9 protein-coding genes are annotated in these 16,326 nt (G+C 67.1%); 7 read left to right on the forward strand and 2 right to left on the reverse strand.

What is annotated here, in order from left to right:
• The first annotated feature begins 356 nt into the window (after positions 1-356).
• The 6 genes from AC1DW9_RS06815 to trxA all read left to right on the forward strand — a co-directional run bounded on the left by AC1DW9_RS06815 (position 357) and on the right by trxA (position 12,082).
• A complete protein-coding gene (locus AC1DW9_RS06815; protein ID WP_441491986.1) occupies positions 357-2,723 on the forward strand; it encodes a sensor histidine kinase in 2,367 nt (788 codons plus the stop codon).
• Entirely contained in the window at positions 2,720-4,273 is a 1,554-nt protein-coding gene (gene tsaE, locus AC1DW9_RS06820) for a tRNA (adenosine(37)-N6)-threonylcarbamoyltransferase complex ATPase subunit type 1 TsaE (RefSeq protein WP_476775110.1), read from the forward strand. Before AC1DW9_RS06815 ends, tsaE begins: the two co-directional genes overlap by 4 nt.
• A gap of 108 nt (positions 4,274-4,381) precedes the next feature.
• Entirely contained in the window at positions 4,382-5,089 is a 708-nt protein-coding gene (locus AC1DW9_RS06825; protein WP_441492059.1) for a nucleotidyltransferase family protein, read from the forward strand.
• A complete protein-coding gene (gene addB, locus AC1DW9_RS06830) occupies positions 5,082-8,192 on the forward strand; it encodes a double-strand break repair protein AddB (protein WP_476775111.1) in 3,111 nt (1,036 codons plus the stop codon). The genes AC1DW9_RS06825 and addB overlap by 8 nt, the downstream gene beginning before the upstream one ends.
• Entirely contained in the window at positions 8,189-11,653 is a 3,465-nt protein-coding gene (addA, locus tag AC1DW9_RS06835; protein ID WP_476775112.1) for a double-strand break repair helicase AddA, read from the forward strand. The genes addB and addA overlap by 4 nt, the downstream gene beginning before the upstream one ends.
• A gap of 108 nt (positions 11,654-11,761) precedes the next feature.
• Positions 11,762-12,082: a thioredoxin gene (trxA, locus tag AC1DW9_RS06840; protein WP_043235061.1), complete on the forward strand. Its 321-nt coding sequence runs from the start codon at positions 11,762-11,764 to the stop codon at positions 12,080-12,082.
• A 94-nt stretch (positions 12,083-12,176) separates the two neighbouring features.
• Here trxA and AC1DW9_RS06845 read toward each other — a convergent pair whose 3' ends face one another.
• Complete coding sequence (locus AC1DW9_RS06845; protein ID WP_441505069.1) at positions 12,177-12,575, reverse strand: DoxX family protein; 399 nt, start codon at positions 12,573-12,575, stop codon at positions 12,177-12,179.
• Between the two features lie 328 nt (positions 12,576-12,903).
• Here AC1DW9_RS06845 and AC1DW9_RS06850 point away from each other — a divergent pair, with 328 nt between their 5' ends.
• Positions 12,904-15,069 (forward strand): transglycosylase domain-containing protein, encoded by a 2,166-nt coding sequence (locus tag AC1DW9_RS06850; protein WP_476775113.1) that lies wholly within the window; start codon positions 12,904-12,906, stop codon positions 15,067-15,069.
• A gap of 6 nt (positions 15,070-15,075) precedes the next feature.
• On the opposite strand, the gene AC1DW9_RS06855 is transcribed toward AC1DW9_RS06850, so the two are convergent.
• Positions 15,076-16,272: a multidrug effflux MFS transporter gene (locus tag AC1DW9_RS06855; RefSeq protein ID WP_441505071.1), complete on the reverse strand. Its 1,197-nt coding sequence runs from the start codon at positions 16,270-16,272 to the stop codon at positions 15,076-15,078.
• Between the last annotated feature and the right edge of the window lie 54 nt (positions 16,273-16,326).

Genomic DNA, 16,326 nt, shown 5'->3' on the forward strand with positions numbered 1-16,326 from the left:
GGGGCGGCACTCGGTCGCGATTTTCCACGCATTTACCTGCCATTAAGCACTTCCTGCCGGACTCCACCGGTGATTAGAGTGGAGCTGATTCGGGCCCGCTGCGTTCGCGCGAGGTCGAGCAAGCTCAAACGGGTTGGTGTGGTGGTGTGCGTGCGTCCGGTTCGGGCTGCGGCGCCTCGATCGGCTTTCCACCTTGGCCGTTCAACGCCAGGGTCGGGTTCAGACTAAGTGACGGAAGCAGAATGAGACGAGCGGGGCGAAAGAGACGGAACGGAGATGCGGGGCGCCACAGCGCACTGCTCCCAGGCCTCGCCGTCGGCAGCATTCCGCTTCCGGCGCTCGCACAAACCGAGATCATGGCTCCGCTCCCGGCAGGTGCGCTTGGTGCCGGCAGCCTTTCGATCGTCCTGGCCGGGCTTGTGGTCTTCGCGGCAACAACCTCGATCATCTATGTGCGCGAGCGGGGACGCTGGCAGCGCCGTGAAGGAGAGCTCGCGAGCGAACTGGAAGCGGCCCGCAGCCACCAGGAACGCCTGGGTGCGCTGCTCGCCTCCGATGCCCAGGTCGTGGTGAGCTGGAACGGAAAGAACGCCGAGCCGATCTTCGAGGGCGACAGCGGCTTTCTCGGCGCGCCCGGCGCTGCGCTGGCCCTTGCCTATGGCAGCTGGGCCCCTCCCGCCGACGCCAAGCGCCTGGAACTCGCCACCGACGCATTGAAGGAGCGCGGCGAAGCCTTCGGCTTCACGCTCAGGAGTCGCTCCGGCCCGTTCATCGATGTCGAAGGCCGCCCCGTCGCAGGGCGTGCGGTGATCCGTTTCCGCCAGGTCAGCGGCGAGCGGGCCCGGGTCATGGCGCTGCAAAGCGAACTTGAGCATGTCACCGCCGATCATGCAGCGCTCTCCACCTTGCTGGCTGGCCTGCCGCAACCGGTCTGGACCCGCAATGCCGACGGTCGCCTGAGCTGGGCCAATGCCGCCTATGCCCGCGCGGTCGAAGCTGCCGGCGGCAGCGAGGCGGTGAAGGGCGGCCTCGAGCTGCTCGACCGCAATGAACGGGAGAACGCAGCCAAGGCGCGCAGCGAAGGGCGCCCGTTCGCAACACGCGCTCCGGCCGTGGTAGCCGGCCAGCGGCATACGCTCGACATCCTGGAAATGCCGACGCCGGCCGGCTTTGCCGGCATCGCGACCGACATGAGCGAGCTTGAGGCCGTTCGCGCCGACCTGCAGCGCCAGATGGATGCGCATGTGCGCACGCTCGACCGGCTGAAGACGGCCGTTGCCGTGTTCGATGCCTCACAACGGCTGGTCTACAGCAATTCCGGGTTCGAGACGCTCTGGTCGCTCGACTCCGCCTTCCTCGAAGGCAAGCCCAGCGATAGCGAAATCCTCGACCGGCTGAGAGCCGAGCGCCGCCTGCCTGAACTCGGCGACTACCGCAGCTGGAAGGCTGCGGTGCAGGCCACCTATACAAGCCCGCGTGCCAGCGAGGACTGGTGGTATCTGCCGGACGGGCGGACGATCCATGTCGTCTCGAGCCCCAACCCGCAAGGCGGCGTCACCTATCTCTTCGATGACGTGACCGAACGCTTCACGCTCGAATCCCGATTCAATGCGCTGTCACGCACGCAACGGGAAACGCTGGACTCGCTGCGCGAGGGCGTCGCGGTGTTCGGTTCGGACGGCCGGCTCAAGCTCTCCAACCCCGCCTTCGCCCAGGCCTGGAAGATCCACGGCGACCTGGCCGGAGCCACGCCGCATATCGACGAGGTGGTCCGGCTCTGCCGGCCGCTCTATCCGCATGACGATGTCTGGACGGAGCTGCAGAGCGTCATCACCGGCGTGCGCGATGCGCGTGAGGACTATGGCTGCCGGATGGAGCGTCGTGACGGCACCGTGCTCGATTGCGCCGCCGCGCCGTTGCCGGACGGAGCGACGCTGATCACCTTCGCCGACGTCACCGCAAGCGTGAATGTCGAACGTGCCCTGACCGAAAAGAACGAAGCCCTGGAGAAGGTCTCGCGGCTGCGCGAGGATTTCGTCCACCACGTCTCCTACGAGCTGCGCTCGCCGCTGACCAACATCATCGGCTTCGCGCAATTGCTCGGCGCCGAGACGATCGGTGCGCTCAACGAGAAACAACGCGACTATACCGGCCATATCGTGCGCTCGTCCGGCGCACTGCTCGCGATCATCAATGACATTCTCGACCTCGCCTCGATCGACAACGGCGCTTTGGCGCTCGAATTCCAGGAAGTCGATGTCGCCGAGACCATTGCCCAGGCGACGGCCGGCCTGCACGACCGCCTGATCGACAGCAAGCTGACCCTCAAGGTCGATATCGCGCCCCAGACCGGCCCCTTGAGGGCAGATGGCCGCAGGTTGCGGCAGGTGCTGTTCAACCTGATCTCGAACGCGATCGGCTTCTCCGCTCCCGGCCAGACCATCGGGGTCACGGCCGGACGCCTCGGCGGCGATGTCCGCATCACCGTCGCCGACGAAGGCCGCGGCATCCCGGCCGAGGTCAAGGACAAGGTGTTCGACCGCTTCGAGAGCCATTCTCTCGGCTCCAAGCATCGCGGCGTCGGACTTGGCCTCTCCATCGTGCGTTCGATCGTCGAGCTGCATGGTGGCCATGTCGAGCTCGATTCTGCGCCAGGGCAGGGCACGCGGGTCACCGCGGTGTTTCCCTCGGAAGGCATGCCGCTCTCGGATGCCGCTGAATGACAGAGGATACCGTGAAGACAGGCGGGCATCGGCTGACGCTGGCCGGTGAAGCCGCCACGGTGCGGCTCGGCCGCGATCTCGCCGCGATCCTCAAGCCCGGCGATATCGTGGCGATCTCCGGCCATCTCGGCGCCGGCAAGTCGTTGCTGGCGCGCGCTATCCTGCGCGAGCTTGCCGACAACCCGGACCTGGAGGCTCCGAGCCCGACCTTCACCCTGGTGCAGAGCTACGACACGCTGCGCGGCAGCGTGATCCATGCCGATCTCTACCGGGTGCGATCCCCCGACGAGCTCGATGATATCGGGCTGATCGAGGATCTCGACCGCATCATCACGCTGGTCGAGTGGCCGGACCGGGCCGGTACGCGGCTGCCTGCCGGTCGGCGGCTCGACATCGTGCTCGACGTCGACCCAAAGGCGCCCGAGACCGGGCGGATCGCCAGTCTCGCGGGCGGTGTGCTCTGGCGCTCGCGCCTTGCCATCGCGATCGCAGCGCGGCGATTGATCGACTCTGCCGGATGGGGTGAGGCCAAGCGCGACTTCATGCTCGGCGACGCCTCGACCCGCGCCTATGAGCGGCTGACGCGTCCGGATGGACAAACCGCCATCCTGATGATTTCGCCGCCGCGCGCGGACGGCCCCGCGATCCGCCTCGGCAAGCCTTACAGCGCCATCGCGCACCTGGCGGAATCGGTCGATGCCTTCGTCGGCATGGATCGCGGCCTGCGCTCGCTGACCTATTCGGCCCCCGACATCTTTGCCCAGGACCTCGAGACCGGCCTCCTGCTGATCGAGGACCTCGGTGACGAAGGCGTGCTCGACGAGAACGGACCGATTCCCGAACGCTATGAGGCCGCCGCACGCCTGTTGGCCGACATGCATCGCCACACCTTGCCGGCGATCCTGCCGGTCGCCGACGGACGCGACTACATCGTGCCGGACTATGATCGGGGTGCGCTCTCGATCGAGACCGAACTCGTGCTCGAATGGTACGCCCCACATATTGCCGGCGTGACCTTGCCGGCGGTGACTCATGCCGAATTCAGCCGCATCTGGAGCAAGCTGTTCGACGAAATCCTCGCCGCACCATCGACCTGGACGCTTCGCGACTTCCACTCCCCCAACCTGATCTGGCTGCCGAAGCGTGAAGGATACGCCAAGCTCGGTCTGATCGATTTCCAGGACGCCGTGCTCGGCCACCCCGCCTATGATCTGGTCTCGCTGGGACAGGACGCGCGTGTCGACGTGCCGGCGGCGCTGGAACTCAAGCTGCTTGCCGCCTATGGCTCGGCGCGGCGGGCGGCGGACGAGAGCTTCGATCTCGCCGGCTTCGCTCGCGCCTATGCGATCCTGGGCGCACAGCGCAACACCAAGATTGCCGGGATCTTCGCACGCCTCGACAAGCGCGACGGCAAGCCTGCCTATCTCAAGCACCTGCCGCGAATCGAAACCTACTTGCGCCGCAATCTCGAGCACCCAGCGCTCGAAGAGCTGAAGGCCTGGTATCAGGCCTATCTGCCGAAGCTGTTCGAGACAGCCGAGAGCCCCTGAGAGGTCGTTCGCGACAAGCGCGACCGCGACGCGCTATGGATCGCGCAGGTTCATCACAATCGGGAGATTCGCGTGACTGAGACGGGTTCGCGGCCGATCCGCCGGGCCATGGTTCTGGCGGCAGGCATTGGCCAGCGCATGCGCCCAATCACCGACAGCCTGCCGAAGCCCTTGGTCCGGATCGGCGGCAAGGCGATGCTCGATCACGCGCTCGACCGGCTCGCAGAAGCCGGCGCCACCGAGGCGGTCGTCAATGTCCACCATCTCGCCGAACAGATCGAGGCTCACCTCGCCGGGCGCACGCATCCCCGGATCGTCATCTCGGACGAGCGCGACGAGCTGCTCGAAACCGGCGGCGGCGTGAAGAAGGCCCTCCCGCTGCTCGGCGGCGAACCCTTCTTCCACGTCAACTCCGACTCGCTCTGGAGCGAGACCGGCATCTCCAACATTGCGGCCATGGCCGAGGCCTGGACGCCGGCGGAGATGGACATGCTGATGCTGCTGGCCCGGCGCGAGGACAGTGTCGGCTTCGACGGCGCCGGCGACTTCTTCCAGGATGCGGACGGCCGGCTGACACGGCGCGGACAGGCGCCAACGGCCCCCGTCGTCTATGCCGGGGTGATCATCATGAAACCCGAGATCTTTGCCGACACCCCCGAGGGCTCGTTCTCGCTCAACCTGCTCTTCGACCGGCTCATCGCGCGAAAGCGCCTGTTCGGACATGTTCTGCAGGGCCAGTGGCTGCATGTCGGCACGCCGGAAGCGATCGCACCGGCAGAAGCCGCGTTCGCGGCCGCTCAGAGCTTCCATGGCTGAGCTCAACCTGTTCACCATCCCCGCCGGCACAGCGTTTCTCGACGTGCTGGCGCAGGCGGTGCTGGATGGACGATTCGGTCAGGTCTACGCGCCGGATGATCCGGCAGCGATGGCTCGTGCGACGCTCTATCTCCCGACGCGCCGTGCAGCGCGGGCCCTGGTCGCCGGCCTGTCCGCGAGGCTTGGCGGCAAGCCGCTGCTGCTGCCGCGCATCGTGCCGCTCGGCGATGTCGACGAGGCCGAGACGGCGCTGATCGGCGCGGGCGGCTGGGATGGCGCGCGCGTCGGGCCGATCGACCCGCTGGTGCGGCGGATGCTGCTGGCGCGGCTGGTCGATAGCTGGGGACGCACGGCGAACCGCAGCCACCTGAAGCTCGACCCGTCAGAGCCCTCGCTCGTGCCTTCGACGCTGGCCGAGGCCTGGGGGCTGGCTGGCGACCTCGCCGCCCTGCTCGACCAGATGCAGACCGAAGGCGTGCCGGTCGAGCGGCTGGCGACCCTTGACGCCGCTCGTTTCGACAAGGTCTGGCAGCTCAATGCGAGCTTCCTGGCCATCCTGGGCGAGGCCTGGCCGAAGATCCTCGAAAGCCGCGATGCCTGCGATCCTGCCGATTTTCGCAACCGCATGCTCGAAGCCGAACGCCAACGCCTGCTTTCCGGCAGCGTGACCGGGCCTATCATTGCTGCGGGCTCCACGGGCACGATCCCGGCCACCGCCCGGCTTCTCGCAGCGATCGCACGGATGCCCAATGGCGCGGTCGTACTGCCCGATCTCGACCTCGACCTGGCTCAGCTTGCCTGGGAGGCGATCGAGAAGGAGCCTGCACCGTCCCACCCGCAGGCGGCATTGTATCGGCTGCTCCAGACATTGAAGGCCGGCCGTGACGACGCCCAGCCGCTGGCGAGGCCGGAACCGGGCCTCGCGGCCCGGGCGGCGTTGCTGCGCGAGGCGATGCTTCCGGCATCGGTCACGGAATTCTGGGCCGATCTCGCGACCCGCGTTTCCCCGGGCGAGGCTGAAGCAGCCTTCGATGGGATCAGCATCGTGGAGACCGCCGACGAGCGCGAGGAGGCGCTGGCAGTCGCCATCGCGCTCCGTGAAACACTGGAGCAGGACGGCAAGCACGCCGCACTGATCACTCCCGATCGCGGCCTCGCCGAACGAGTCGTCGTGGAACTCCGGCGCTGGGGCATCGAAGCCGATGATTCCGCTGGCCTGCCGCTCGCGCGCTGGCCGGCCGGCGCCCTGCTGCGCCTCTTCCTGGAGGCTGCGCGAGCCCAGATGATGCCGGCGAGCCTCGTTCCCTTGCTCGCCCACCCGCTTTGCCGGCTCGGACTGTCGCGACAGACCGTGGCGCAGGGCGCGGCGGCGCTCGAGATCGGCGCCTGGCGGGGCGAGGCTGTCACAAAGGGATTTGCGGGCCTGCGCAACAGTTTTGCGGCGGTTCCGGGACTGATGCAGGACCGGCATGCGCCTGCGCCGCGCAGGCGCCTGAACAGCGCGGATCTCGCCGCCGCGGGCCTGGTTCTCGACGCCCTCGAGGCCGCCATGGCGCCGCTGCTCGCAGCACTGGCCGCCCCGCTGCCTGCCTTCGCTACTGTGGTGACGGCAAGTCGCGATGCCCTGGTCGCACTCAGTCGGGCGGAGAGTGGCGCCACGCTCGCCTTCGTCGGGCCGGACGGCGAGGCCCTTGCAGGGCTGTTCGACCAGATCGACGGCGCCCTCCCCGATGCTCCCGAGGCCGGCCATCCCCGCGATGTCATTGCGATCCTCGACAGCCTGCTGGCCGAGACATCGGTCCGACGCAGCGGGACGGGCCATCCTCGCGTCAAGATCTGGGGCTTGCTGGAAGCGCGCCTGCTGGAAGCCGACCATGTCGTGCTGGGCGGCCTCGTCGAGTCCGTCTGGCCTCCGGAGGCCAAGACCGATTCCTTCCTGAACCGGCCGATGCGGGCCGAACTGGGCTTGAGCGCTCCCGAGCGGCGCATCGGCCAGACCGCGCATGATTTCATCCAGGGCGCGATGGCGCAGCGGGTGACCCTGACCCGCGCGCGCAAGGCCGGCGAGGCCGAGACCATCGCCTCGCGCTTCTGGCAAAGGCTCAAGGCCGTGACCCCTCAGGATGTCTGGAACGGGGCCGCGGCCAGGGGAGCCCGCCTGACCGGGCTTGCTTCACTCCTGAGCAAACCCGCCGACGCCAAACCAATCGGCCGCCCTGCTCCGCGGCCCGCGCGCCAGCTCCAGCCCGTCGCGCTCAGCGTCACCGAGGTCGAGACGCTCTACCGCGACCCCTACCAGATCTTTGCCCGCAAGATCCTGAAGCTCGACGCCCTTCCCGAGCTCGTTGGCGACCCCGGCGCCAGCGATCGCGGCAACCTGATGCATGATATTGTCGGGACTTTCGCGGAGACCTATCCGGAGCAATTGCCGGCCGACTCACTCAATCACCTGATCGCGATCGGCAAGCGCCTGTTCCAGGCGTTTGACGATACACCCGAGGTCCGCGCCTTTTGGTGGCCGCGCTTCCTCCTGACCGCCAGTCATTTCATCGGCTGGGAGGAGCGCCGGCGCGGCGAGCTGGCACGGGTTGCAGTCGAACGCGGTACCGCGGCGACGTTCAAGCTGCCGGACGGCGCGGAATTCAGACTGAGCGGGCGGGCCGACCGAATCGAGATCACGCGGCAGCCCTCGCTGCGCATCATCGACTTCAAGACCGGAGCTCCACCAAGCAAGGCGCAGGTCGAGAAGGGTTTTGCGCCGCAATTGACACTGGAAGCCGAGCTCGCGGCGCGATCCGGATTTCGCGAGGATATCGCTCCTGCACCGGTCGACGCGCTGCTCTATCTCAAGCTCCATCACGATCCGAAGGGCTGGGCCAAGGACAAGCCGCTCGAGTTCGATGGCGAGCCTCTGGCCGATGTCGCCGCGCGCCATCTCGAACGGCTGATCGAGCATCTCCATGCGCTTCGAAGCGGGCGCGAAGCCTATGTCTCGCGGCGCGCGCCCGACTACATCAAATATACCAGCCCCTACGACCAGCTCGCGCGGGTCAAGGAGTGGTCCGCGGCACCGGGTGGCGACGAGCCCGGAGGCGAAACATGAAGCCCGGCTGGATCGTTCCCCCGCAGACCAACCAACGCCAGGCGCTTGCCGCCCGGCCCGATCTCAGCGCCTGGGTTTCGGCCAATGCCGGTTCAGGCAAGACGCATGTGCTGGTCAACCGCGTGCTGCGACTGCTGCTCGATGGCGTCGCGCCGGCCCGGATGCTCTGCATCACCTACACCAAGGCGGCGGCCGCCAATATGGCGAACCGCGTGTTCAAGGCGCTCGGCGCCTGGGCGACCATGCCGGATGAGGCCCTTTCCGCGGCGCTCCAAGGCCTGACCGGCGAGCGCGCGACGGCGCGGCAGCAGGCAAGCGCTCGCCGGCTGTTCGCGGAGGCGCTGGAGACGCCGGGTGGGCTCAGAATCGAGACCATCCACGCCTTCTGCACGCGCGTTCTGCAATCTGCGCCCTTCGAGGCGAACGTACCGCCGCGCTTCGAGGTTGCCGATGATCTCGCGCAGGCTGAGCTGCTGCACGACGCAAGGCGCGAATTGCTCGCGGCCATTGCCGCCGATCCTGCCGGCGCGGAGGCGCAGGCGCTCGACCTGCTGGCCAGGCAGGCGGCGCAGGACACCTTTGACGCGATGATGCAGGAGGCCTTGCGCCAGCGCACCCTGTTCAGCGACGCAGACGGCCGCGCGCGCTCGGCGCAGGAGATGCGCGCGGGCATTTCGGGTTTCCTGGGAATTGCACCGGACCTGACGAATGACGAGGTGCTGGCCGATTTCCGGCGCGATCTTGCCTCCGTTCCAGGACTTGCCGCTCTCGTCTCGGCGCTGGATGCCGGTAGCGCGACCCGGCAGAAATTTGCGGCTGCGCTGCGGAGCCTGACGGCGCAGCAGTTCGAGGGCGACCCGATCGCAACCTGCCGCTCCGGCTTCATCACGGCCGAAGGCACGGTCAACGCGCATATCAGGGGCAAGGGCAAATCCGAACTCGAGTCGGCGCTGATGGCCGTGCTCGACACTCTTGCCGATCTCCTGCTCGGCGCAGTCGACCAGCTCAACGCCATTGCCATCCGCGACCGCAGCCACGCGCTCGCGCTGCTGGTGACACGGATGCTCGCCTCTTATCAGCGGTTGAAGAGCGAGCGCTCGCTGCTGGACTATGACGACCTGATCGCCAAGACGCGCTCCCTCCTCTCGCGGGTCGAGGCCGCCTGGGTGCTCTACAAGCTCGATGCCGGCATCGATCACATCCTGCTCGACGAGGCGCAGGACACCAGCGAGGCGCAATGGGCGATCCTGGGCGCGCTCGCCGACGAGTTCACGGGCGGACGGGACACGCGCGCAGAGAGCCCAAAGCCCCGGACGATCTTCGTCGTCGGCGATGAGAAGCAGTCGATCTACGGCTTCCAGGGTGCCGCGCCGAGCGCCTTCGGCGAGCAGCGGACCCGGCTCGGGCTGAATATCCGGCAGGCGCAGCTCGCATTCGAGGCGGTGAGCCTCAACACCTCCTTCCGCTCGGCGCCCGACATCATGCGGGCGGTGGACATCGTCTTCGCGGTGGCGGAGCACGCCCGCGGGCTGGTCTTCGACGGCAGCGCCCGGCCGGAGGTGCATGACACGGTGCGCCAGGGCGACCCCGGCGCAGTCGATCTCTGGCCGCTATCGGCCGACGACCAGAGCGAGCCGCCGGATGCCTGGACGACTCCGGTCGACGCGCCCGAGCAGCGTAGCGGGACCGTGAAGCTCGCAACGCGCATCGCCGGCGTGCTGGCACGCTGGACGCGCAGCGGGCAGGATGATCTCGGACACGGCTTCAAGCCCGGCGACGTCATGATCCTGCTGCGCCAGCGCGGGCCGCTGTTCGAGGCGATCGTCAAAGCCCTGAAGGATGCGGGCGTGCCGGTGACCGGTCGCGATCGCTTGAGCCTCGCGACACATCCCGCTGTCGAAGACCTCGTGGCACTCGGCCGGGCGCTGCTCCTGCCCGATGACGACCTGTCGCTGGCCATCGCGCTGAAGACGCCGCTGCTTGGCCTCGACGACGACGATCTGATGCGCTTCGCGCCGGAGCGAAAGGGCTCGCTGCGCGTCGCCCTGCACGGCATCGGCGAAAGCGAGCCGCGCTTTGCCGCCACCGAAGCACGCCTCTCCCAACTCGGTGACGACGCACGGCGCATCGGGCCATTTCGCTTCTTTGCGCAGCTGCTCGGGCCGGAAGGCGGGCGCAATCTCGCTCTGGCTCGGCTTGGGGCCGAGGCCGGCGACGCGCTCGACGCCTTTCTCAACGCGGCGCTGGACTATGAGCGACGGCACGGCCCATCGCTTGCCGGCTTCCTGCACCACATTACCCAGGCCGGAACCGAGGTTAAGCGCGACCTCTCCAGCAGCGCAGGCGAAGTGCGCGTCATGACGGTGCACGGCTCGAAGGGATTGGAGGCGAAGATCGTGATCCTCGCCGATCTCGCCCCCGAGCCGGGCGCCAACCGCTTGCCGAAGATTCTCGCGGTGGAACCTCCCAGGGGCAAACTCGTGCCGATCTGGCCCCCGGCCAGGGCAGACGATGCGGAGGCGACCCGCAGGGCGAAGGCGCAGGTCGTCGACCAGCTTGCCGAGGAGCATCATCGCCTCCTCTATGTCGCGATGACCCGGGCCGAGGACCGGCTGATCGTCTGCGGAGCGCAAGCCAAAGGCGAGGCGCCGCCCGGAAGCTGGTATGCGATGATCGAAAGCGGACTTTCGCTCGCGACATCGGGCCTGCAGGAGGTCGCCGCACCGGACGGTGTCGGCACGATCCGGCGCTTCATGGTCTCGGCACCAAAGCCCACCGGTCCTGTGGAGGAGGCGCAGTCCAAGCCGGTGCTCGCCGAACCCGGCTGGCTCCGCGCCTCCGCGCCCGCCGAACAGGAACCGTTGCCACCGCTCAAGCCGTCGAATGCGATCAGCGCCGCCGATGCGGCCGAGCGGCCGGGCGACGGCCCATTCCTTGCCGAGGCAGCGCAAGCCGGCCGGCTGGCGCATCTGCTCCTGCAGATCCTGCCGGATGTCGACGCGCCGGCCCGCAACGCGACGGCACAGGCACTCGCCGCCCTGCGCGGAGCCGGTTTGCCTGGCGCACGACGCCAGGAGGTCATCGGCCAGACCCTGGCTTTGCTTCGCGCCCCTGCGCTTTCCGCCCTGTTTTCATCCGGATCTCTGGCTGAGGTTCCGATTGCCGGCGAGATCACGCTTGCGAATGGTGCAGTGCGCGCCGTCTCGGGCCAGATCGACCGGCTCGCCGTCACGGAGAACGAGGTACTGATCGCCGACTTCAAGACGGCGTCGCGCCCGCCGGCCGATGAATCGGCGATCCCGCCCGCGACGCAAGCCCAGCTCGCCGTCTATCGCGCCCTGATCGGGCAAATCTATCCGGGGCGGCAGGTGCGGACCCTGGTGATCTACACTGCGACGCTCGCGACACTGGAGCCACAAGCCGCTGCGCTCGATGCCGTTCTGGCGAATTTGGCAGGGTAGCCCTGCTTCAATGCAAGGCCGACGAAACTTGACCCGGGCTGCCGGCGTTCATAGCTTCGGTGTCGAATGCAGCAGTGCTGCGAACTGCTTTTGAAAGGCGAAGAAGCCATGGCGACGAACAAGGTAACCGATGCGAGCTTCGAGGCGGATGTCCTCAAGTCGAGCGAGCCGGTCGTGGTCGATTTCTGGGCCGAGTGGTGCGGCCCCTGCCGGATGATCGGCCCAGCGCTCGAGGAGATCGCCGGTGAGATGGCCGGCAAGGTCAAGATCGTGAAAATGAATGTCGATGAGAACCAGGCCATTCCCGCCCAGTTCGGCATTCGCTCGATCCCGACCCTGATGCTGTTCAAGGACGGCAAGCTGGCCTCGCAGAAGGTCGGCGCGGCCCCTAAGAGCGACCTTTCACGCTGGATTTCGGCCTCGGTCTGAGTTCTGCCGGCCTGTCGGGCCAAAAAAATCAGCCCGCCTTCCCTGGGGGGAGGCGGGCTTTTCTTTGGGCGAATGGCGCCGTTCCGTCGAAGAATCAGCGCTTCGAGCGGGAATCGACGCTCCAGGCGCCAGCACCGGCGAAGACCAGGTAAAGGAAGATGAAGCAGTAGAGGATCGCCGCATCGCCGCCATTAAGCAGCGGGTAGATGCTGCGCGGTGCGTGGAACATCCAGTAAGCATAGGCCATTTCGCCAGCCAGCACGAAGGCGACAGGACGGGTCCACAGGCCGATCAGGATCAGGAAACCGCCAACAGCCTCCAGAATGGCGCCGAACCAGAACAGAGTGAAGGCGGCCGGCAGGCCGCTGGCTGGCGCGGCCGGGAAACCAAAGAGCTTCTGAGTGCCATGGATGATGAAGATCAGCGCGGTCACGATGCGCAAAACGGCGAGAGCCTGCGGGGCAAAGCGGCTCAGGGGGTTGGAGGCTTGCATTCGGACATAACCTTCTAGGTCGCGGAGGCTCGAGTACGTCGGAACAGGCTGGATTCGTGCCGAATTGCGGCATTGCATCTGGACTGCGCGGCGAAGTTGTCGGGTTTCACGCGATTTTCAATTCACAAGAACGTTTGCACTGCAACATTCCCCGGCGAAGTGCCATGGCTGGCGCATTTGCCACAAATCCGAGTGATCGCTGCTCCGGGCCCGTGCTGGAATCTGGTTTCCCTTAACCGGCCCTTAAAAGCGCCATGTTTGACTCCTGTGTGAAGCTCGCGCGTTTTCGGTGCAAAGGGCGCGGTTTCACGGGGCTGAACGGGGCAGAATGAACGATCGGGCGAGACGAGGCGGCGAGCGGCGCGAGCCGTCCTTCGAGGGTGGGCGGAGCGAGAGTTCCGACGCCTTCGACATGCGCCTCTCCGCCGATGATCGCTCGAGCCGCAGCCATCGCGGCGCCGCACGTCAGGAGCCGAGAGAAGAGATGCCGAAGATCCGCAAGGGTGGGGGCGGAAATGGCGGGGGCCGGCGGCGTGGACGCAAGCGCCGCTCCTTCCTCGGCCGGATGATGTACTGGACGCTGGTCCTCGGACTCTGGTGCGTCATCGGTGTCGGCGGGCTGGTGGCCTATCACGCGGCGCAATTGCCGCCGATCAATCAGCTCACCGTGCCAAAGCGTCCGCCGAACGTCGCGATCCTCGCCGCCGACGGCTCGCTGCTCGCCAATCGCGGCGAGACCGGCGGGCGTACCGTGACGCTTGGCGAGATTCCGCCCTATCTGCCCAAGGCCTTCGTCGCGATCGAGGATCGACGCTTCTACGAGCATTTCGGCATCGACCCGATCGGCATCGCCCGCGCCATGGTGCGCAACGTCACCAACCGGGGTGGCGGCGTCCAGGGCGGCTCCACCCTGACGCAGCAGCTTGCCAAGAACCTGTTCCTGACCCAGGACCGCACCGCCGCGCGCAAGATCCAGGAAGCGATCCTGGCGCTGTGGCTGGAGCAGACCTACAGCAAGGACCAGATCCTCGAGCTCTATCTCAACCGCGTCTATTTCGGCTCCGGCGCCTATGGCGTCGAGGCGGCCGCGCAGCGCTATTTCAACAAGTCCGCCCGCTCGGTCACCGTCCCCGAAGCCGCCATGCTGGCGGGCCTGGTACAGGCACCGTCGCGGCTGGCGCCCAACCGCAATCCGGATGCGGCCGAGAAACGGGCGCAGCTCGTGATCGCCGCGATGGCCGAGCAGGGCTTTGTCTCGCAGGCCGCAGCGAAATCAGCACTGGTCGCCCCGGCAGAAGCGGCCGAACGTGTCGGCGCCGGCTCGGTGAACTATGCGGCCGACTACGTCATGGACGTGCTCGACGACTTCATCGGTGCGGTCGAGGGCGACGTCACGGTGCTGACGACAATCGATCCAAAGCTGCAGGCCGCGGCCGAAACGACCCTTGTCGAGTCTCTGGCCGCCCAGGGCGGGAAGCTGAATGCCAGCCAGGGCGCCGTCGTTTCCATGGCGCCGGACGGGGCTCTGCGCGCGCTGATCGGCGGACGCGACTACACCAAGAGCCAATTCAACCGCGCGACCGCCGCCAAGCGCCAGCCAGGCTCATCCTTCAAGCCCTTCGTCTATCTGACTGCGATCGAGCATGGCCTGACGCCGGACACGATCCGCGACGACTCCCCGGTCTCGATCAAGGGCTGGCAGCCGGAGAACAACAGCCGCACCTATCGCGGCCCGGTGACCCTGCAGACCGCCTTCGCCCATTCGATCAACACCGTCGCGGTGAAGCTGAACCAGGAGGTGACGCCGAAGGAAGTCGTGCGCACCGCGCAGCGGCTCGGCATTTCCTCGGGCCTCCAGGCCAATGGCTCGCTGGCACTCGGTACCTCGGAAGTGACGCCGATCGAGCTCACCACGGCCTATGCCAGCTTCGCGAATGGCGGGCAGTCCGTGCTGCCCTATGTCATCCGCGAGGTAAAGTCGGTCTCGGGCAAGGTGATCTATGCCCGCAAGGCGACGAGTTTCGGGACGGTGGTGCAGCCGCAGGTGCTGCCGATGATCAACGCCATGTTCCACGAAACCATGGCCAGCGGCTCGGGCAGCAAGGGCAATCTCGCCGGTTGGGAAGTCGGCGGCAAGTCGGGAACCACGCAGGATTTCCGCGATGCCTGGTTCGTCGGTTTCACCTCCAAGCTGGTGACCGCCGTCTGGATCGGCAATGACGACAACAGCGCCATGAAGCGGGTCTATGGCAGCGGATTGCCACTCGAAGTCTGGGGCAGGTACATGAAGGCCGCCCATGTCGGCCTGCAGCCATCGCCGCTGCCGGGTGGGTTGTGGCGCGCGGGGCCGAAATCGATCTTCGATGGCGGCGCGCCACTGGCCGGCATGCAGCCGCCAGCACAGACCCAGACAGCGGGCGCAGGTTCGGACCGCGCCTGGGTGCCGCCTGCGCCGCAGGAGAAGAACTTCCTCGAGCGGCTGTTCGGCGGCTGAGCCTTTTCAGGCCTTGGCCGCTCGCAGCTTGCGCGAGGCGTGAAACAGGACCAGTGCCGACACGCCGAGCAGCGACATCATCGCCGGCAGCGGCAGCGCGGAGTCGGTCAGCAGCTTGCCGACCACAAGACCGACACAGGCCGAGAACAGCATCTGGCAGAGCCCGACGAAGGATGATGCAGCACCAGCGCGATCCGGAAACGGCATGAGCGCCGAGGCCTGCGCCTGGGGCATGCTGAGCCCGATCCCGATCGAATAGATCGCCCAGGGTATCGTGACGCCGAGGGGGCCGCCAAAGCCGGCGGTGAGGCATAGCAGCATGCTCAGCCCGCCCGCAGCCAGGAAGGCCACGCCGATCGCAATGACGCCGTCGAGCCCACGCCGGCCGACGAGACGCTGGGCGATGATGGTGCCCAGGATGAAGCCAAGCACCCCGAACCCGAAGGACAGGCCGTAATCGCGCGGCGACAGGCCATAGATGCTGATCAGCACGAAGGACGAGCCGGAGATGAAGGCGAAGAGTCCGCCATAGGCCAAGGCCGTGATCGCGACATAGACACGATAGGGACGGTTCCTGAGCAAGACGCCGAAGCTGCGGAAAATCGCCAGCAGCGACAGCCGCTCCGATGAACGCACGCGGATGGTTTCCGGCAGGAACAGGATGATCACGACCGCCAGCAGCAGCGCGAGAGCCAGCGTCGCAACAAAGGTCGAGCGCCAGCCAAAGGCCGCCTGCAGGATGCCGCCGACCGCCGGCGCAATGGCCGGGACCAACCCCATGATCATGCCCATGCGGGCGAATTCCCGGCCGGCGCGGGGCCCCTCATAGAGATCCCTGACCATGGCCCGGCCGAGCACGATCGGCCCGGACGCGCCCAATGCCTGCAAGACCCGGCCCGCCACCAGCCACTCGATCGAAGGCGCAAGTGCGCAGAGCAGGGTCGCGACGAGGAAAAGCGCCAGCCCGGTGAGAAGCACGGGTTTGCGCCCCAACCGATCCGAGAGCGGCCCCCAGACGATCTGGCCTCCGGCGAAACCGAACAGAAAGGCGGAGAGCGTCGCCTGCGCCCCTGCAACGTCGGTGCCCATGACACGAACGATCTCGGGCAGGGACGGCAAATAGAAATCGGTCGAGAGCGGCCCGAGGGCCGTCAGCATGGCAAGGACCGCGGTCATTGCGAGCGTGTCGGGGCGCAGCTTCACGAGACCATCCCTGTTTCGGCTGATGCCGGGTTAGGGGAGGTTGCGCCTCAAGTC

Source organism: Allobosea sp. P4_E12 (genome assembly GCF_056401655.1).

What these genes read in the sequence shown, in the direction of transcription:
- addA (WP_476775112.1), top strand. Translation starts at nt 8,189, where the DNA reads ATGAAGCCCGGCTGGATCGTTCCCCCGCAGACCAACCAACGCCAGGCG.
- AC1DW9_RS06825 (WP_441492059.1), top strand. Translation starts at nt 4,382, where the DNA reads ATGGTTCTGGCGGCAGGCATTGGCCAGCGCATGCGCCCAATCACCGAC.
- trxA (WP_043235061.1), top strand. Translation starts at nt 11,762, where the DNA reads ATGGCGACGAACAAGGTAACCGATGCGAGCTTCGAGGCGGATGTCCTC.
- AC1DW9_RS06850 (WP_476775113.1), top strand. Translation starts at nt 12,904, where the DNA reads ATGAACGATCGGGCGAGACGAGGCGGCGAGCGGCGCGAGCCGTCCTTC.
- addB (WP_476775111.1), top strand. Translation starts at nt 5,082, where the DNA reads ATGGCTGAGCTCAACCTGTTCACCATCCCCGCCGGCACAGCGTTTCTC.
- AC1DW9_RS06845 (WP_441505069.1), bottom strand. Translation starts at nt 12,575, where the DNA reads ATGCAAGCCTCCAACCCCCTGAGCCGCTTTGCCCCGCAGGCTCTCGCC.
- tsaE (WP_476775110.1), top strand. Translation starts at nt 2,720, where the DNA reads ATGACAGAGGATACCGTGAAGACAGGCGGGCATCGGCTGACGCTGGCC.
- AC1DW9_RS06815 (WP_441491986.1), top strand. Translation starts at nt 357, where the DNA reads ATGGCTCCGCTCCCGGCAGGTGCGCTTGGTGCCGGCAGCCTTTCGATC.